This window comes from Shewanella sp. SG44-2, assembly GCF_014164215.1.
Classification (GTDB): Bacteria; Pseudomonadota; Gammaproteobacteria; order Enterobacterales; family Shewanellaceae; genus Shewanella; species Shewanella frigidimarina.
In genome coordinates, this window is record NZ_JACJEU010000017.1 from 31,532 (window position 1) to 50,579 (window position 19,048).

Genomic DNA, 19,048 nt, shown 5'->3' on the forward strand with positions numbered 1-19,048 from the left:
CACAAACTAATGAGTACCAGGTTAGAATGAAAGATATTGTATTTAGAAATGACAAGCCAGAAAATCATAGCGGCTATTTGCTTTGGCAAATTACCAATATGCGTCAAAAGTTGCTCAATAATGCGTTAAAAAAAATAGAGCTCACCTACCCTCAATTCATCATAATATCGGGTATTCAATGGCTTAATACCAATACTGAATTAGTTAATCAAGTTAAACTAATACACTTTACTAAGATGGATAAGTCAGTTGTTTCTAGTGTGCTCAAATCTCTTGAGAAGAGAGGCCTAGTGATCAGACAAGTTGACCCTCTCGATACCCGAGCTAAAACATTGCAGTTGAGTGCAGAAGGATTATCACAAATGAAAAATGCTCTTGCTATCGTTAAAGGTATTGACGATGTTTTCTTTGATGAAAGTAAGTTTGATATCCAACAATTTAACAGCACTATAATTGAGCTAATTAAAGAGAACAGCGATTAAGGCATCTCTTGTTTTAAATGCATATGTCATTAAGCTGTAGATTAACCATTCCACCCATTTTTGATTTCCAGAAGCTGGGGCAATTCCGTTGCGACCTTTTCGCTGTTCGAAAATGTCGCCGCAAAGCTAAAGGTTTGCAAAGGCTGATTTATAACAAATAATGCGCTTTACCCCTTTGCTCTGGTGTGTGAAGCGCCACGACATTAGTGGCCGCAGACCATATCGACAACAACAAACGCTATAATCAATATCCCCAACTCCCCAAACAGTAATAAGCAACCAATATCCCCTCACTCACAAAGAGTAAATCAATCACCCAACAGGCATTTTTTATATTTAATCGTTGTTTTCTTAATTGAATTAGCATTAGATGTAAGCAGGTTGTATTTGAAGGAAGAAATGACTGAATGAAAAATATTATTTGCGATATTGATGGTGTGCTACTGCATGACAACAAGCTAATCCCAGGAAGCGACAAGTTTATTCACCGCGTACTTGAACAAGGCAATCCGCTGGTTATCCTCACTAATTATCCCGTTCAAACTGGTAAAGACTTACAAAATCGACTCGGCGCTGCAGGTATTAATGTACCAGAAACCTGCTTTTATACCTCAGCCATGGCTACAGCAGACTTTCTGAAACACCAAACAGGGAATAAAGCCTATGTGATTGGCGAAGGTGCGCTGACTCACGAGCTTTACAACGCAGGTTTTACCATAACTGATATTAACCCAGACTTTGTCATTGTGGGTGAAACCCGCTCTTACAACTGGGACATGATCCATAAAGCATCTCGTTTTGTTGCTGGCGGCGCACGCTTTATTGCAACCAACCCAGACACCCACGGCCCGGCATTTAGCCCAGCATGTGGCGCATTATGTGCAGCCATTGAGCGTATTACAGGTAAGATGCCATTTTATGTGGGTAAGCCTAGCTCGTGGATTATTCGCTCGGCGTTGAATCATATTCAGGGTCATTCTGAAAACACCGTTATTATCGGCGATAACATGCGCACCGATATTCTGGCTGGCTTCCAAGCGGGCCTGGAAACGATTCTGGTGACGACTGGTGTGAGCCAAATGAGTGATATAGACAAAGAACCTTTCAGACCAAATCACGTGTTTGCCTGTGCTGGTGATATCGACGTCGTTTAATTTGCACCAGTTAATGTCCGCCAGTTAATAAGCTGAGCATCCAAGACACAATTTACATTAGGTAACACAATTCCAAGCCAGTGAACTTGTTTTCAAGCACTGGCTTGCTTCATTATGCTTGTCTGAAATAAAAACGAATAACAATAACAGGATATAGCATGAAACGATTGTTTCCTTTTTGCGCCATTGCTTTACTGTCAGCATGTAACGGCGATGATGCTAAACACACTGCAACCGACGATATTATTCCGGCTAAAGTGACTGCGGTAACCTTTGATGAACAACGCTTTAGAACTGATATCGAAACATTATCGTCAGATAAATTTGAAGGTCGCGCGCCGACAACCCAAGGCGAAAAGCTTACCCTAGAATATTTGTCTGCCGCCTTCACCAAAATGGGGCTTAAAGGCGCTTATAAAGGAAGTTTTTTGCAACCGGTTCCAATGGTGAGCTACACCGCAAGCGAGCAACAACAAGTTACTTTAGCTGGGATGGATTTACAGTATCGCCAAGATATCGTGTTAGGCAGTCGTCACGATAGCAATCAAGTGAGTATTAAAGATGCGCCATTAGTGTTTGTTGGTTACGGTATTAATGCGCCTGAATATGGCTGGAATGATTACCAAGACCTCAACATGAAAGGCAAAATTGCCATCATTTTGGTCAACGATCCAGGCTTTGCACATCCAGAAGGTGCCAAGTTCAATGGTAAGGCGATGACTTACTATGGTCGTTGGAGCTATAAGTTTGAAGAAGCCAGTCGCCAAGGCGCGTTAGGCGCAATTATCATTCATGATACAGAACCTGCCTCTTACCCTTGGTCGGTAGTTGAAAACAGCTGGACTGGTGCTCAACAAGATTTAGTTCAAAGCAAAGCAGAACAAGATCAGCGGGTCCAAGTTGAAGGTTGGTTAACCTTAGACAGTGCTACAGCCTTATTCGATAAAGCGGGCCTGTCATTAACGTCATTAATGGATCGCGCCGCAACCAATTCACTCAATGTCGATTTAGCCCAAACAGCCAGAATTGAATTTGCCAATAAAGCCGAATATGCCGACAGTTATAATGTGGTTGCAACATTAGCTGGCAGCAAACAAGCTGATGAGCAGATTTTATTTACTGCCCATTGGGATCATATCGGTACAGATGACACTAAAGACGGCGACCAAATTTATAATGGCGCGTTAGATAATGCCACTGGTACCGCCGGTATTTTAGAAATTGCCCGTCAGTTTGCCCAGCAAGCTAAACAAGGGCATGGCTTAGCCCGTTCATTAACCTTTATTGCTACTACTGGTGAAGAACAAGGCTTATTAGGTTCACGTTATTATGCCGCTAACCCAATTTATCCAATTGATAAAACCGTGGCAGTATTTAACCTCGACAGCACTAATATTTATGGCAAAACCAAAGATTACACGATTGTCGGTAAAGGCCAGTCTGAGTTAGAAAACTATTTAGACCGCGCTGTCGCTAAACAAAATCGCACCAGCCAAGGCGAGCTAAACCCTGCATCGGGCGGTTTTTTCCGTTCAGACCACTTCAGCTTTGCTAAATTAGGCGTGCCAGCAGTATTTGCCGGTGGTGGTAACGAACCACTTGATGAAGCTACCGCACAATACAAAACGGCAATGTTGGTCAAAATGAAGGGCTGTTACCATAACGTTTGCGATCATTATCGTCCTGAATGGGATTTATCCGGTTCATTACAAGATTTAGGCGTGTACTACCAAGCCGCTGCTGAGTTAGGTAATAATCAAGATTGGCCAGGATACTTTGCCGGTTCTGAATTTAATCAATTACGTCCTGCAGATTAGTACCGCACCACCCTATTCCTTCCCCCCAAGCAAGGATTGGCCCATCATGTATTTGATGGGCTTTTTTTATTGGTATTTGGCTAGTACTGGCTATTAGCATCTGTGTCATTAATCTTTGTCTCATCAAGCTTTGTGTCATTAGCCTCTAAGCTAAGCCTCTAGATAAACGTGACTTACACTTTACTAAATTCATTTAGCGCTTCGATGGCTAAAGCCGCCTTTTCTGTTTGCACAAAAATATGGTCATGATAATAAGCGGCAATAACATTGGCGCTTATGCCTTTTTCGGTGAGCTTATTGGCTACGGCGGCCGTTAAACCAACGGCATCAAGACTAGAGTGCACCGTTAAGGTAATGCCTTTAAATACTGATTCAAAAGACAAGCCGCCCTCTATAGCTGCCGTTTTGGTTAATACTAACGTCAACCCTTCAGATTCGCGAAAGGTCGCAATTGGCGATAAGCTTTGATAATCACCATATTGGCCGCCCGGCACTGAGCAAAAAACGTATTCGTCATCTAACAATACCGGTGACATCGATGCGAGTAGTGCCGTTAAATTTGTTTCACCTACCATACTTTTTCCTTAAATATGTTTTCGTTATAAAGTAATTTTATTAATCACGATCGTCTAAGTGATCCAATATAAGTCACCAACAGAAGTGACCCAGATAACCCTATCGAGAATTAAAACACTTAACAAGTTAGGCATTGATTGGTCGGCTATCACCGAGTGAATAGAAGCCCCATTACCGCGCATCAACATGTCACACTGGCGCTATTATGGCGATGTTAACGTCGTAAAATGACCATTAAGCCCCACTTTTGTTCAAATAAACATCAAGCGCACAGCATTAGTGCAATTATGGCTTTTAGTGGTATTGGATTATCAAATCTTAAAAAAAACAGCCATAATCGCGATAAAAATGAAGATACTTCAGCGAAGCAATGATTTAACAAAACATTACTCAAACAAAAAGATATTTAAAAGAGATAAAATCATTAAAATAGCCATATTTATGATGTTATCTCAAAAAACATGCTTGGCAGTTAACGAAAATGCTGGCAAAGTAGGAACCAGATAAAGATTAGCCAACGCTGCTGGAGCCGTATTATGTGTTCAATATTTTCAATTTTAGACATCAAAACTGATGCAAGCAAACTTCGCCAAGTGGCGTTAGAAATGTCAAAACTACTGCGTCACCGCGGCCCAGATTGGTCTGGCATATATGCAGATGACAAAGCCATTTTAGCGCATGAACGTTTATCGATTGTTGACGTTGACCACGGAGCGCAACCGCTTATCAGCCTTGATGGCAACATAGTATTAGCCGTAAACGGTGAAATTTATAACCACAAGCAGTTAAAAGCTCAGCTAGGTGACAAATACCAGTATCAAACTAACTCAGACTGCGAAGTGATCTTGTCACTATACCAAGAATACGGTTGTGACTTTTTAGACAAACTGAACGGTATCTTCGCATTCGTACTGTATGACAAAGCCAAAGGCACTTACTTAATCGGTCGCGACCACATGGGCATTATCCCACTTTATACAGGCCTCGATGCATCTGGTAACTTCTACGTTGCCTCTGAAATGAAAGCTCTCATGCCCGTGTGTAAAACGGTTGAAGAGTTTTACCCAGGACAGTATTTATATTCTGCCGACGATAAACCAACCCAGTATTATCACCGTGACTGGCGCGATTTTGACGCCGTTAAAGATAACCCAGCTAGCATTGAAGAATTACGTGAAGCATTAGAAGCAGCTGTAAAACGCCAGTTAATGTCTGATGTTCCTTACGGAGTATTATTGTCTGGTGGCCTAGATTCATCAGTGATTTCTGCCATTACTCAAACATATGCAAAACACCGTATTGAAAACGACGGCGAAACAGGCGCATGGTGGCCACAATTGCATTCATTTGCAGTAGGGTTAGCTGAGTCTCCTGATTTGGTCGCGGCGCAAAAAGTGGCCGACGCCATTGGTACAATTCATCACCCTATTGTGTATACCTTCCAAGAAGGCTTAGATGCGATTAAAGAAGTGATTTATCACTTAGAAACTTACGACGTAACCACTATTCGTGCCGCTACGCCAATGTATTTAATGGCACGTAAAATTAAAGCCATGGGCATTAAAATGGTGTTGTCAGGCGAAGGTGCTGACGAACTATTTGGTGGTTACCTGTATTTCCATAAAGCGCCTAACGCCCAAGCGTTCCATGAAGAATTAGTGCGTAAGCTTGATAAGCTGCATTTATTTGATTGCTTGCGTGCCAACAAAGCCATGGCCGCATGGGGACTTGAAGCGCGAGTGCCTTTCTTAGATAAAGAGTTTATTGACGTAGCAATGCGCATCAACCCTGAAGCGAAGATGTCTAAAGATGGTCGCATCGAGAAGCACATTTTACGTCAAGCGTTTGAGCACAAATTACCAAAAGAAGTGGTATGGCGCCAAAAAGAGCAGTTCAGTGACGGCGTAGGTTACTCGTGGATTGATGGCTTAAAAGCTCATGCGGCAGAAAACGTAGATGACGTGCAATTTGCTAACGCAAAATTCCGTTTCCCATACAACACGCCAGAGTCGAAAGAAGCCTATTTCTACCGCAGCTTCTTTGAAGAGTTTTTCCCATTAGCCAGTGCCGCTGAAACAGTGCCAGGTGGAAAAACCGTTGCGTGTTCAACCCCTGAAGCACTATTGTGGGATGCAAGTTTACAAGGACTTAACGACCCATCGGGCCGCGCAGTTAAAAATGTTCACGCTAGCGCATATTAGATTTACGTGCTCTGTTCTTAAAATGTAAACGCATTTCAAGAACTGATGGCATTAACAGAAAAGCACACCAATTAATGGTGTGCTTTTTATTTTAAAAAATTACGACTTAAAAAAGTTTATATATAATTAGTCATTTTCTGACATTTTTTTATTGAGATGAATAGTGCCAGTTTCTTTTCTCTTCTTGATTTTTATGTTGATAAGTTCCACCGTTAACGAGAATGCCATTGCAAAATAGATGTACCCTTTTGGTACATGGAAATCGAGACCCTCAGCAACTAAAGTGAATCCAATTAACAATAAAAATGACAAGGCGAGCATTTTAATCGTCGGATTTTCTTCAACAAATATACTGATTGGTTTGGCGGCGAACAACATCACAATGACAGATAAAACGATAGCAATAACCATTATCGATATATTATCAACCAAGCCAACAGCAGTAATGACTGAATCTAATGAAAATACAATATCGAGAATCGCGATCTGAATTAACACTGAGTAAAAGCCAACTTGTGCAACACCATGAGTTGATTCGGTCGGAATATCAAAGCTCGTATGAATTTCATGAGTTGATTTGGCTAATAAAAATAAACCGCCAAAAATTAAAATCAAATCACGACCTGAAATAGCATTATCTAGCAAGGTAAAAATAGGCTCTACGAGCCCCATGATCCAAAATAAACTTAATAGTAGACCTAATCTAGCTACCATCGCTAAACCTATCCCAATGAGTCTTGCTTTATCTCTTTGATGAACAGGTAACTTTCCAACCACAATCGAGATAAAAATAATATTATCAATACCGAGTACAATCTCGAGTGCTATCAGGGTTAAAAGTGCCACCCATGCTTGCGGGTCTGCTATCCATTCGAACATATACTACCTCTATAATTGAATTTCATTGCCATAGGTTACTCTCGCAGAGAATCTACATTAGCCAAAAATCAACCACAATAGACAACATTTGTTTTGTGAAAATATATTTTTTCTAAGCATTTATTTTAAATTTGCTATGAATGATTTTAAAAGTTAGTTTTAAGAAATAAACTTTATTTATATTGAGATACCATGACAGACATCAGCATTTTTAATCTTGAGATGACCGACCGCAGTCAATTAAAACCTAAGCACGATGCCAACGGCTTAACCGTGGTTGAAGTGAAAATAAAACAATATCAATTCAATCGTTTTTTATATCAATTTGTGGGTGCAGCCTGGGAGTGGACAGACAAATTAGCGTTGTCCGATAGTCAATGGCAGGAATACAGCGAAGCGGATAACTTGCATTTATTTGTGGCCTATAAAGACGGTGCACCAGCGGGTTACTTTGAATTACAGCAGCAAGATGATGCAACTGTCGAGATTATGTATTTTGGTTTAGGAGAGCGCTTTATAGGTAAAGGCTTTGGTGGCTATTTACTGACTCAAGCCATTGAACAAGCGTGGTCGCTACCTAACACCCGCCGAGTTTGGGTGCATACTTGCTCGTTAGATCATCCAAGCGCTTTACAAAACTATCAAGCTCGCGGGTTTAGCTTATTTAGAACAGATACCGAACCCAGAACTAACCCAACAGCGGTGTAGCTCAATACGATATGTAGTGATCAACAATTATAGATTAGCGCCCTACTAGCGTTTTTTACGTGCAATAGCGCGTTGTTGTAATGTTTCTAGCAACGCACTTTTTTGTTGTTGGTCCATAGTATGCCAAGCCAAAATCTCATCGAGCGAACGATGACAGCCTAAGCAGATATCACGCTGGTCTAAACAACATTGCCTCACACAAGGTGAGGCAATTTGATTGTCGTTATTCTGACCAGACGGCATATTCGTTACCATTGACGTCGCTAAAATGGAAACGCCTACCGCCAGGAAAACTGAATACGGCTTTGGTGATGAGTCCACCAGCCTGAATGATTTTAGCTTCTGTGGCGGCCAAATCTTGGCTGTAAAGCACAATTAACGGGCTGCCATTTGCTAAGGTGAATTGAGAGTCTGCTTGATAAAAACCACCATCAATTCCGACCTGCAAAAAACAACTGTATTGAGGACCATAGTCTTGAAACTGCCAACCGAAAACCTGAGTAAAAAAGGCTTTGGTTGCGATGAGGTCTTTCACGGGTATTTCTAAATAATTAATACTATGATGTTGACTCATACTCACCTCTGTTACTTTGTTATTTGGCTGACAATATTATATGGCTGACAGTGCCACAAAAATAATAAGATTGCAGATTAACGTTATTGCTGCAGCAATGCCGCTACGGCACCAATAATACCGCCGAACACACCACCCCACACAACTAACCAACCCAGATGGGTTTTAATCATGTCTTGAATGATTTGTTTCACTAATTCTGGCGTAAGTTCATTTAAACGCTGTTCCACAATATTGGCCACTTTAGCTTGCATGTCTGCGATGACATCCGGCTTTTCAAGCTCATTGACTAAAATAGCATTGAACTCTTCACTTTGAGCCAGTTCAACTAACGACAATTTCATTTTTTCAATAAACGGCTCTTTCAGTGGGATCAACGCCTCGGTACCACCAAACATCGCTAACATGCCACCAAACGATGACTTTTCGATAGTCGACACTAATGCATCAAATGATGGCGCTAAATCAATCTTTTCAATCACAGGGGTTAAATCAATACTGCTGGCGCTGCTGGTTGTCAAAAAGCGATCGATATTCTCTTGAGTAAAAAATTGCTGCATCATTAAATGTTTAATGCCCGCTTTAAACTCTTCAAATCGTGATGGAACCACACCGGAACCATATAAACCGGGGACTTTTTCAAACAACATATGGATTGCTAACCAGTTGGTTAATGCACCCGACAACGCAAATAACCCTATTGTCATGACGATTTGTTGTTGTAACACATACCCAACCAGCATGAAGATAGCCGCGATAAGGTTGGTTAATACGCTCTTATTCAATCTCTTTTCCTTAACATCTATGATGAAAAAATAATAAAAAACCTCAGCTATTTTATCAGAAATAACTGAGGTCTACATAATTCATCGTTCATCTCAGCGCAGGCTTGATTACCATGGATAATGGCAAACAAATAATACGGATCAATTTACGCCGTACAACTTAAGGATTCAGGTTCGATAGGTACTTGAGAATCATGGTGGTTAATCAATAATACCCCAGTACTTTGTGCCAACAATTGGGCCTTTTGGTACATTTGGCTAACAACATCCTGCTGCTGATATTGAGGTTTTACAAACACATCTTCCAAATACCACACGGGAGCAAGGCGCAATGAAGAAAACGACGGGTACAATTGAATAAAACCCACCATTTCATCGTCTCTGATGGAGACAAAAATCATCGAATCATTTTCGGCCAAGCGGTGCTTCAAAAAATGATGGCACGCGGGAAAGTCTGAGGGTTGTTGTAATTGCTGCCGATATAGATCAAATAGCAGGCTCAATGGTTCTAAATCGACGCTCGAAGCTAGACGTATTTGCATTTCTCATCCTTGAAAATAGAATTAAATACCGCGTATGAATATCGCAAGTATTATGCCTATTGAGTGATGGCATCGAGCCACCAGGTTAAAAACAATATGTCACTATAAGTATTTAACGCATAAAACAAAATTAACCGATGTAAATAAGATAAATAGAAAATCTATTAATTACATAAGCTTAAACATAAAGCTAACATCAATAAACATAAATGTAAATTAATCTATTTCACAAACAAAATAATCATCCCTTACGATTGTTTCTTTGGTAAAATAGCCAGCTGTTGCCACTGTTTTGTATCAAGATTACCTCATATGACCTCGTTTTTCGCGCAATTGCGCTCAGCGGTTACACCGCGCTCTCGTATTCTAAAGTTAGCCCTTTATGGATTTACTGTTTATCTATTGGGTTGTGCTGTTCTTGGCGGATTAATTCCATATATTGCCAAACAACAAGCACCAACGATATTAACCGAGCAATTAGGCAGAAACGTTACCCTACAAGACATTAGTATCAACCCATTTACGTTAGAACTAACGGTATCGGGTTTTGCGATCAATGAGCTTGATAGCCCGAAAACCTTTGCATCATTCGCCACGGCCTATGGCAACATTCAATTATGGCAATCGATCACATCTTGGGCGGTAGTGATTGAAGATATCCGTCTACAACAACCCACCTTTAGAGTGGCGCGTTCTGAAACAGCAAATCAACACGTTGTATTTAACTTCAGTGACATTATTACCCGCCTAAGCCAAAATACCCAGCCAGCGCCAACCAGTACTGAACCGACTATTATACCGGCGATAAACATTGCTAACATTCAAATCCAACAAGGCGTGTTTACCCTAGACGACAACGTCACAGATACCCACATTAATTATCCCAATATCAATGTGTCATTGGCACAATTCAATAGCTTGAGTAGCGCATTAAACGACAAGCAAGACCAAGTAAATCGTTATAACTTACGCATAGAAGATCAATTCAAAGGCTCGGTCGCACTGCAAGGACAATTCCAACTAGCGCCACTGGCAATAAAAGGCGATGTTAAGGTGACTGGGATTGATTTATCGCGTTACTGGTCTTTTGTTGATCAACTGTTTGCGATTAACTTAGCTGAAGGCACGCTGAGCCTAAACGGACAGTATGCTGTGACTTTACAAGACAAAAACTTAGCACCAATAAGCCATATCAATGTCACCAAAGCACAAATAGTGATTAATCATTTTAAAGCGCTACATCAGCAAGATGAAAAAATCGCCATTGATGTACTAGCGTTAAACAACATCGACCTAGATAGCCACAAAAAGCGCGTTAGCATTGGTGAGTTCCATACCGAAAAAGGTAATATCAAACTCAATATCACTCCTACTGGTGCTGATTTGGTTGCTTTATTGCTGCCTAAAGACACTGAGTTAACAACTACCGTAGATACCTCAGATTTACCTTCTACAGCCTCAACGACTACCGAATCTGCTATTACAGACACGACAAATTCAGAGACAGCTAACTCAGATGATCCAAAAGCTGACAGCACAGATGTGGCTGATACCATTACTGATAAAGCCATCGAGGCAGTGAAAAAAGTCACCACTGAGCTCAAAACAAAAGCAGCTAGCGATGCAACTGAAAAAACAGATACAGATGCAGAGCCACTATTAGCGCAGCAATCACCACCATCAGCGACACAGGATGCTACAAAAGAAGCGACGGCTGAGTCAGGCTCACAAATTACTCAACAAAATACAGCAATAGCGGCAGACTCCATCGAGGCTGACTCTCCTTGGTTAGTCACACTAGACAAAATCAGTATCGCGCAGTATCAAGTTAAACTGGGTGAAGGCATTGCCAGTGATAAGATTATTCTTTGGCAAATCGGCCCAATTGACTTCACTACAGGGGTAATAAAATCAGATCTATCCAGCCCGATTGATTATCAATTTTCGGCTGGAATCAATCAACAAAGCTTATTAACATCAACAGGACAAGTAGATGCATTAGCGCAAACGGTGAATGCTGAAATCGACTTTAGTAATATGTTGTTGTCACGCTTACAACCTTATATTGCTCCTTACATCAATATCACTATTGAAGATGGCATGTTTTCCACTAAGGGCATTTTGCATGCAGACGCTAAAGACACGCTAACCTACTCTGGCAGCGCAAACATCAGCCAATTACACATTAACGATAACGTGTTAAAACAACCTTTGCTGACATGGCAAACTATGGACATCAACCAGTTATCGTTTGATCGCCAACAAGCTAACATTGATATTGATGAAATAAACGTTGATAAGCTGTTTAGTCGCCTTATTATCTCACCCGACCGCAGCACCAATATTAGCGAGTTAATCAACACTCCTGCAGACATAAAACAAACCACTGCTAGTGTTGAGACAGATAAAGCTGCTGTTAGTCCAAGTAAAGCTGACCAAGCGACCTTATCGGCAGGTAATGAGCAACCCGTCGATGCACCGCAAATGAAGCTCAACATTAATAAGATTGGCTTTACAGACAGCTCTGCCTTCTTTGCTGACAATTCGTTAACGCCCAATTTTGCTTCGGGCATTGAAATGCTTAATGGTCAAATCACCAACTTATCATCAAACCCAGAAACCACCGCATCAGTGGATTTAGCCGGCAAAATAGACAAATACGCTCCGGTGACATTAAAAGGCGATGTTAACCCGTTATTAGCACAACCTTACCTTGACCTTAACTTGAACTTTGACAAAGTAGAGCTCACCTCGGTTAACCCTTATTCAGGCACTTATGCTGGTTACTATATTGATAAAGGCCAACTGTCATTGGACCTAACCTACCAGCTCAAAAACAATGAATTAGTTGGCAGTAATCATGTAGTGATTGATCAACTCGAGCTAGGTAAACGCAGTAACAGTAGTTTAGCAACCAGCCTACCGGTGACATTAGCGATAGCATTATTGCAAGACCGACATGGCGTAATTGATTTAGGCGTTGATGTGTCTGGAGACATTGATTCTCCTAGCTTTAGTTTTGGTAGCATCATCATTAATGCATTAGGCAATATCATAACCAAAGCGGTTACCTCACCATTTTCATTCTTAGCTGGCCTTGTGGACAGTGATGAACAAATAGATAAAATCAGTTTTGAGTATGGACGTAGCAACATCTCACTTAAACAAAAAAGTACTTTAGACAAACTGGCTAAAGCGTTAATAGACAGGCCGCTGCTTAATCTGAATATTAAAGGCAGTGTTGACTTAATTAACGATAAACAAGCATTAGCTGAAACCAAACTGCATAAACAACTGGCTAACGCTGCTGGGATAAAGTTCAAAGATTTCCCAAAGAGTATATCTGCCAGTAAATACCCTGCTACGGGGCCGTTAGCAGATGCATTGTATCAATTGGTTGAGCAAGAGTTATCGCAGGACCCATTAGACATAAAACAAAAGTTACAGCAGAAAAAACCAAAACTGACTGAAGCAGAGCTCATTACGCGTTGGCACATTGGCTTGTACAATATGCTTAAAAATCACCAACAGTTTACTGCAGATGAATTTGGCCTTTTAGCTCAAAAGCGTGCTAAGGCGGTTAAAGCCTATCTAATTGCTCAAACAGAGATTGATCCAGGAAAAATATTTGTGCTTGAAAGCCGTATCAACACCGCAGAAGATGCCGCTGAAGCATTGCTGGAGTTACAAGTAAAATAACCTGTCTGTGGCTGTTAACCGCTATCGACATCGGGTAGACTGCGCATACATTGCAAACGAGTAATAACAAGCGTTTGCAATCATGACGTATCATTAATATTGTTAAGATTGAGGTTATCTATGTTTATCGTTCGCTGGATTTTAGGTCGAATTATTTTGTTGTTAAATTTTATGTTTGCTCCTAAAAAGCGCCAACGTCCGCAAGATCAACAAGCTATTGTCGATCAACAAACTCAATCATTGGCATTGTATCAATACGCCGCCTGCCCTTTTTGTGTCAAAGTTCGTCGTGATATTCGTCGCCAAAATTTAACCATTAACTTAGTCGACGCCAAACAAGATGACAACAAAAGCGTGTTAGTAAGCCAAGGTGGCAAGCTACAAGTGCCTTGTTTGCGTATTGAGCAAGACGGCAACACCCAATGGTTATATGAATCAAAAGCCATTACCAGCTACCTCAACGAACGTTTCGCATAAAGCACTGGTTATGTCATGTCGCCACAGTTTCTTTCAACACTGTGGCTAACATATTGCTGCATAGATATTTTCAAATCGGGCCATGCTTGTATCAATAAAGGTCATGACAATATTTTGCAGCATTTATTCACGTTTCATTTAACATCAAAACGAATGAGGTTATGAGTGTCAAAAATTAGCTTAATCATCTGCAGTCTCATACTGCTTAGCGCCTGTAGCGCAAGCGAACCTGATCCTATGGACTTTGCGGGGCAGTTTCGCGATGCATTCAGTACTCAAATTAAAGGCAATGGGATTAAATTATTTGTTTATAAAGCCAAATTAGCTACTGCCCTTGATCGCAGCATTCCTGGTGACGCCCCGCATGAAAGAAGAATTCGCAGTAAACAAGATGTCCAGAGTTATCAAATTGAACAACGTAACGCAGAGAATCGCCTAGAATTATGGCATCAACAAATTGATCTTGGCCTTAGAAAAACCATCGAAATGAATGGTTATTGTAAAGCCGGTTTTATTGAATTAAGTCGTTATGTTGAAACTGAGCGCGGTGAAATTCGTGGCGAATGTAACGATGGTGCTACCGCTGAAGATATGAAAAAATTCGGCGCCTAATTGCCAAGCCAATGCGGCTTTAACTGACTTAATAGGTTAATTATTGTCGCTGACGGATAAAACACTATATCCAGCTAAGCAATTAAGCTAAAATTAGCATCCAAATTTTCTCGTGATGTTGCCGTAGGCTCCAAGACCAGCGTCATCACGCTCCGATAAGCCGTTTATCGTCTAAAATGATATTAATAGTTTGTCGTTTACAAAGTAAGAAATCAGATGAATAGAAAGCAAGAGATGATCAAAAAATTGGCCAAACGTGCCAAGGCTCGCCAAAATAAAGTGGTGCCAGCCAACCCAAGTAACAAGCCTGTAGAGCGTTATATCTCTAAAGCTGAACGTGAGAAAATTGCATTAGCAGAAGCGGCTGAACAAACGGTTGCCACAGAAGCCAGCACAGAAACAGACAAAGACTAACACCCATTCCATTTACAAGGTGTCAGCATCAAAAAGCCCCTACTCTTGGCCTTGGCCAAAAATAGGGGCTTTTTATTGTCTGCTCTTAGGGCATTAGCCAGAGATTAAATATCGACCAGAGCATCACGCCTAGATCCCAATCTAATCTAAATCCACTAAGAACTGCACTCAATCACATCTACACAGAATTAAATCTAAAGAGCATCCAGCAGATCAATTGGTTTTTTCGGTGCTTTTGTCACTAGCGGTTTTATCGGTACTCGTGTTATTAGCACCCACTTTTTCAATATCGTCTGTATCGGCGTTATCTTGTTGAGCCAATTGTTTACACAGCGGCTCTTCATCTAATTGGGCCATCTGAGTGCGCCCAGGCATAGGTGAAGGAGCAGCCACCATATCAATGTTGATGGCATCGTCTTCTAGCAGTTGTTGGTTGGCACCCGCCGTTAGCATGCCTTGGCGGCTAATTTTATCGACTAATCGATATGCACATAAAATACCTATCACGCCAAATATAATGGCCCCAATCACCTGACCAATTAATACTCCAAATACACCGCCCCACTGCGCGCCAAAATACACAAATGGTATGGTGCCTATGGTTGCTTTACCCACATTAAAAAAGGTCGAGTATTTGGCTTTACCTAAATTATTAAATGAGGCGTTAGCAATAAACAAAATGCCCGAAAAGATAAAGAACACCGCGATGTACTGACAGAAAAACAAAATAAGTTCTGCCGCATCGCCTTTCATATCAAAACTACTAATAATGACATTTCGTAACAGATACAGCCCAAGAGACATCATCAACACATAAGCGACACAAAATTGAATCGCTTTGGTTAAACTCAATCGGACACGCTCAATTTCATTGGCTCCAAAGTTTTGACCCACAATCGGCCCAACAGCGCCAGATAGTGCAAAAATCATCCCGAACGATACTGGGATTAAACGCCCTAATACCGCCCAGCCAGCCACATAACTATCACCAAAATCTGCTATGGCACGGGTTACCACCGCATTACCAATTGGGGTTGCCACATTGGTTAACATTGCAGGCGCGGCAATTGAAAAAATAACCCCTAAATCTTGCTTAAACTCATCAAACGAAAAGCGACCTAATAATTTATGTTTTACCACCACACCGCGGGCAGAAATAATGAACACGGCTATACGAGCAAGTACTGATGCGGCCGCCGCCCCTTCAATGCCCATTGATAAGGAGAAAATGAAGATAGGATCGAGTATGGCATTGACACCACCACCGGCTAGCGTCGACATCATCGATAGTTTGGCATCACCCACAGCGCGCAGTGCGCCGCCAAGCGCCATTGCTAAACAAATAAACGGTAAAGATGGCACCAGAATATACAAGTAGCTTTCAGCCAATTCCGCAGTGCGCCCAGTTGCCCCCACTAACGCTAACAATTCTGGAATAAACGCGATGACAACTGCGGCCACCAGCACACTGGTAATTAAGGTCACTATGGCACTGTTTAAAAACAATCTCTTAGCTAACTTTATGTTCTTAGAACCCACGGCTTTTGACACCAAAGCCCCAAGAGCAATGGATAAACCAATACCTATTGATGTGGTAAAAAATGAAATTGTGCTGGCATAACCAGCTGCAGCGGCAAGCTCTATTTCACCAAGCAGACTTAAAAAGAAAATATCGAGTAAGTCGACCACAAACAGCGCCGAAATACCCACTGCAGCAGTAGAGCTCATCACCAAAATATGGCGTAAAATAGAACCCTCAACAAATTTAGCGGCGGTCATTAGTATCCTTGATTGTCAATAGTAAAAAGCAAACCTCACTCAGGTTTAAGGGCCGTTGCCCTAGAGTTTTTCAAGCTCGCTACCACAATGATTACAATATTCGGCATCGTTATCGTGGCCTTTTTTACCACAATTACTGCATTTACGTAAATCACGGGTTCTGACCATTTCATGTGAAATTTCAGCAGTTAAAATACCGGTTGGGATTGCAATAATCGAATAACCAATCAACATAGTGAGTGCTGCAATTCCCTGGCCCAATGGGGTTTGCGGCGTAATATCTCCGTAACCAACGGTGGTAATAGTCACCACGGTCCAATACATCGACTTAGGAATGGAAGTAAAGCCATTATTAGGCCCTTCGACCACATACATAACCACACTTAACACCATGATAATCAAGCTGACCGAAAAGAAAAATATAAACACTTTACGGCTCGACTGCATCATTGCTTTAATCAATAAGTTGCCATCACTGAGATAGCGCAGCAGCTTTAACACTCTAAATACACGGAATAAACGCAGTACTCTTAGCGCTAGCGCGACATTGGCACCAGGGAAAATCAACCCTAAATAACTGGGTAAAATGGACACTAAATCCACTACACCAAAAAAGCTGCGTGCATAGTGTAACCGATTCAGGGAGCAATAGAGCCTTAATATGTACTCAACGGTAAAGAATACCGTAAAGGTCCATTCTGCGATACTAATATAGTCGCCATACCGCGAGTTAATATGCTCAATGGTATCGATAAAAATCAATATCACACTCAATACAATACACACCATAAGGGTGATATCGAAACGTTTTCCGGCTGGGGTTTCGGTACCAAAAATCACACTTCTAAGTTGCTGTTTTAGTGGACTGTCGGCTTTTTCTTCGATATTCATCTTATTATTCACTGTCTCGGGCAATAAATTGCAAATAAACTCGGTTAACTAATATCAATTAACCCTTGTTGTCGTTAAAATCTAACATTGACTGTCGAGTTTTAACATTCGAAATAGAGTCATTTTACAATAAAAATTAAAAAGGTCATTGGTTTACGGAGATTTCATGCGCGCGTTGTACATATTATTTATAGCCTTAATTTTCAGCCAGTCATTGGCGGTCGCTTCTTCAAGCCAAACAACAGCAAAAGTAGATTTAGTTGTTGTTAATAAATCTGAATCTCGCTTATCTGTCATGCGTGATGGAAGAGTGGTTAAAAGTTACCTTATTGCCATGGGCGATGTGCCAAGTGGTCATAAGCTTAAAGAAGGTGATCAACGTACTCCGCAAGGTCGTTATGTATTAGATTATAAAAAATCTGATAGTGCATTTTATAAATCGATTCATATCTCTTATCCCAATGAAGAAGATAAATTACGAGCTGATGCATTAGGCATTAGAGCCGGTGGCATGATTATGATCCACGGTGAAAACCCTCGTTCAACTTTACCGCCAGAAGAAGCACAAAAGTACAACTGGACCAATGGATGTATTGCCGTCACCAATAAAGAAATGGATGAATTGTGGCAAATGATTGATGCTGGTACACCGATTGAAATATGGCCATAAGCTCATTCAATCTCAACCATACCATTTTTGCTTTGTTTCTTGGGTTATTAAATGAATTACCAACATCTACAACATACTTGGGCAGACTTTAGCCAGCGCATTAGCGCGTTTATTCATCGGTTAGGTTTAGATAACTTAGCATTGGATTGTGATCATGCTGCTTTGCGGGTGAACGATAATCAAACGGCGCAGTTACTCGTCGATGAATTTTGTCAGCACGGTAAAATCATCTCTAATAACATCATCAATGGTCGGCCGATTTTAATCATTAAATTAGCCGAACCATTAGTTATCGGTGCGATGAAAATTCAGTGTGTAGAGCTGCCCTTCCCATCTGACAAAGCCTATCCGGTTGAAGGTTGGGAACATATCGAATTAGTGTTTCCATCGCAGGCACAAACCTGTGATGAACTAGTCGCAGAGCTTATTGAAAAAGTGCCACGACTCGCTGATGTTATTGCGGGTAATACTATTGCAAGTAATGCTATTGCAGGTAGTGACGAAAACAATGATATTAAGGTTAAACAAAGTTCGCCAAAAGGCGATAAAGAGCGCCTTGCTAACCCAACTATCGCGTTTAAGGCCAATGGCATTTGCGTTAAAGTACACCCACACGATATTCAAAAAATTGTTGAGAGTGAACAAGCCTGCTAAGCACGAGCTTTTACTCGTCACGCTTTATCTTGAAACATCAGCACTGATATATAAAAACCAAACCTAGATATGTAATGCCATAACTGAGTTTGGTTTTTTAGATAATAAAATAAAAATTGTACATCATTAAGCTT

At 41.1% G+C, this 19,048-nt stretch carries 19 protein-coding genes; 11 read left to right on the top strand and 8 right to left on the bottom strand.

Annotated features, from left to right (window positions below):
• Window positions 1-26 precede the first annotated feature (26 nt).
• From H5181_RS13270 to H5181_RS13280, 3 genes are all read left to right on the top strand, one after another.
• Window positions 27-482: a MarR family winged helix-turn-helix transcriptional regulator gene (locus H5181_RS13270; protein ID WP_102035735.1), complete on the top strand. Its 456-nt coding sequence runs from the start codon at window positions 27-29 to the stop codon at window positions 480-482.
• Between the two features lie 407 nt (window positions 483-889).
• Window positions 890-1,636 carry an HAD-IIA family hydrolase gene (locus tag H5181_RS13275; protein WP_011637074.1) on the top strand — a complete coding sequence of 249 codons (747 nt, stop codon included), beginning with the start codon at window positions 890-892 and terminating at the stop codon, window positions 1,634-1,636.
• Window positions 1,637-1,794: 158 nt separating this feature from the next.
• Window positions 1,795-3,453 carry a M28 family metallopeptidase gene (locus tag H5181_RS13280; protein WP_182751264.1) on the top strand — a complete coding sequence of 553 codons (1,659 nt, stop codon included), beginning with the start codon at window positions 1,795-1,797 and terminating at the stop codon, window positions 3,451-3,453.
• Between the two features lie 173 nt (window positions 3,454-3,626).
• Here H5181_RS13280 and H5181_RS13285 read toward each other — a convergent pair whose 3' ends face one another.
• Window positions 3,627-4,028, bottom strand: coding sequence for an ACT domain-containing protein (locus tag H5181_RS13285; RefSeq protein ID WP_011637072.1), 402 nt, complete (start codon window positions 4,026-4,028; stop codon window positions 3,627-3,629).
• 537 nt (window positions 4,029-4,565) lie between these two features.
• Here H5181_RS13285 and asnB point away from each other — a divergent pair.
• Window positions 4,566-6,230 (top strand): asparagine synthase B, encoded by a 1,665-nt coding sequence (asnB, locus tag H5181_RS13290; protein ID WP_182751265.1) that lies wholly within the window; start codon window positions 4,566-4,568, stop codon window positions 6,228-6,230.
• 126 nt (window positions 6,231-6,356) lie between these two features.
• Here asnB and H5181_RS13295 read toward each other — a convergent pair whose 3' ends face one another.
• Window positions 6,357-7,109, bottom strand: coding sequence for a TerC family protein (locus H5181_RS13295; RefSeq protein ID WP_011637070.1), 753 nt, complete (start codon window positions 7,107-7,109; stop codon window positions 6,357-6,359).
• Between the two features lie 192 nt (window positions 7,110-7,301).
• Between H5181_RS13295 and H5181_RS13300 the strand changes: the two genes are divergently transcribed.
• Window positions 7,302-7,817 carry a GNAT family N-acetyltransferase gene (locus H5181_RS13300; RefSeq protein ID WP_011637069.1) on the top strand — a complete coding sequence of 172 codons (516 nt, stop codon included), beginning with the start codon at window positions 7,302-7,304 and terminating at the stop codon, window positions 7,815-7,817.
• Between the two features lie 45 nt (window positions 7,818-7,862).
• Here H5181_RS13300 and H5181_RS13305 read toward each other — a convergent pair whose 3' ends face one another.
• From H5181_RS13305 to H5181_RS13320, 4 genes are all read right to left on the bottom strand, one after another.
• A complete protein-coding gene (locus tag H5181_RS13305; protein ID WP_011637068.1) occupies window positions 7,863-8,060 on the bottom strand; it encodes a DUF1289 domain-containing protein in 198 nt (65 codons plus the stop codon).
• Entirely contained in the window at window positions 8,041-8,391 is a 351-nt protein-coding gene (locus H5181_RS13310) for a VOC family protein (protein ID WP_011637067.1), read from the bottom strand. Before H5181_RS13310 ends, H5181_RS13305 begins: the two co-directional genes overlap by 20 nt.
• Window positions 8,392-8,474: 83 nt before the next feature.
• Window positions 8,475-9,176 carry a hypothetical protein gene (locus H5181_RS13315; protein ID WP_011637066.1) on the bottom strand — a complete coding sequence of 234 codons (702 nt, stop codon included), beginning with the start codon at window positions 9,174-9,176 and terminating at the stop codon, window positions 8,475-8,477.
• A gap of 146 nt (window positions 9,177-9,322) precedes the next feature.
• Window positions 9,323-9,718: a GNAT family N-acetyltransferase gene (locus tag H5181_RS13320; RefSeq protein ID WP_011637065.1), complete on the bottom strand. Its 396-nt coding sequence runs from the start codon at window positions 9,716-9,718 to the stop codon at window positions 9,323-9,325.
• Between the two features lie 312 nt (window positions 9,719-10,030).
• On the opposite strand from H5181_RS13320, the gene H5181_RS13325 reads away from it, so the two are divergent.
• The 4 genes from H5181_RS13325 to H5181_RS13340 all read left to right on the top strand — a co-directional run bounded on the left by H5181_RS13325 (window position 10,031) and on the right by H5181_RS13340 (window position 14,920).
• Window positions 10,031-13,417: a DUF748 domain-containing protein gene (locus tag H5181_RS13325; protein ID WP_182751266.1), complete on the top strand. Its 3,387-nt coding sequence runs from the start codon at window positions 10,031-10,033 to the stop codon at window positions 13,415-13,417.
• Window positions 13,418-13,537: 120 nt separating this feature from the next.
• Entirely contained in the window at window positions 13,538-13,894 is a 357-nt protein-coding gene (locus H5181_RS13330) for a glutathione S-transferase N-terminal domain-containing protein (RefSeq protein ID WP_182751267.1), read from the top strand.
• Window positions 13,895-14,059: 165 nt separating this feature from the next.
• Window positions 14,060-14,506, top strand: a complete 447-nt coding sequence (locus H5181_RS13335; RefSeq protein ID WP_182751268.1) for a hypothetical protein — start codon at window positions 14,060-14,062, stop codon at window positions 14,504-14,506.
• Between the two features lie 216 nt (window positions 14,507-14,722).
• Window positions 14,723-14,920: a DUF2986 domain-containing protein gene (locus tag H5181_RS13340; protein WP_011637061.1), complete on the top strand. Its 198-nt coding sequence runs from the start codon at window positions 14,723-14,725 to the stop codon at window positions 14,918-14,920.
• A 213-nt stretch (window positions 14,921-15,133) separates the two neighbouring features.
• Here H5181_RS13340 and H5181_RS13345 read toward each other — a convergent pair whose 3' ends face one another.
• Together H5181_RS13345 and H5181_RS13350 are read right to left on the bottom strand one after the other, a co-directional pair.
• Window positions 15,134-16,699: an MATE family efflux transporter gene (locus tag H5181_RS13345; RefSeq protein ID WP_011637060.1), complete on the bottom strand. Its 1,566-nt coding sequence runs from the start codon at window positions 16,697-16,699 to the stop codon at window positions 15,134-15,136.
• A 60-nt stretch (window positions 16,700-16,759) separates the two neighbouring features.
• The gene (locus H5181_RS13350; RefSeq protein ID WP_011637059.1) at window positions 16,760-17,590 is read right to left on the bottom strand and encodes an ion transporter; all 831 of its coding nucleotides are present in this window, start codon (window positions 17,588-17,590) and stop codon (window positions 16,760-16,762) included.
• Window positions 17,591-17,756: 166 nt separating this feature from the next.
• Here H5181_RS13350 and H5181_RS13355 point away from each other — a divergent pair, with 166 nt between their 5' ends.
• Entirely contained in the window at window positions 17,757-18,260 is a 504-nt protein-coding gene (locus H5181_RS13355) for a murein L,D-transpeptidase family protein (protein WP_182751269.1), read from the top strand.
• Between the two features lie 51 nt (window positions 18,261-18,311).
• Entirely contained in the window at window positions 18,312-18,914 is a 603-nt protein-coding gene (locus tag H5181_RS13360) for a VOC family protein (RefSeq protein WP_182751270.1), read from the top strand.
• Window positions 18,915-19,048: the final 134 nt, after the last annotated feature.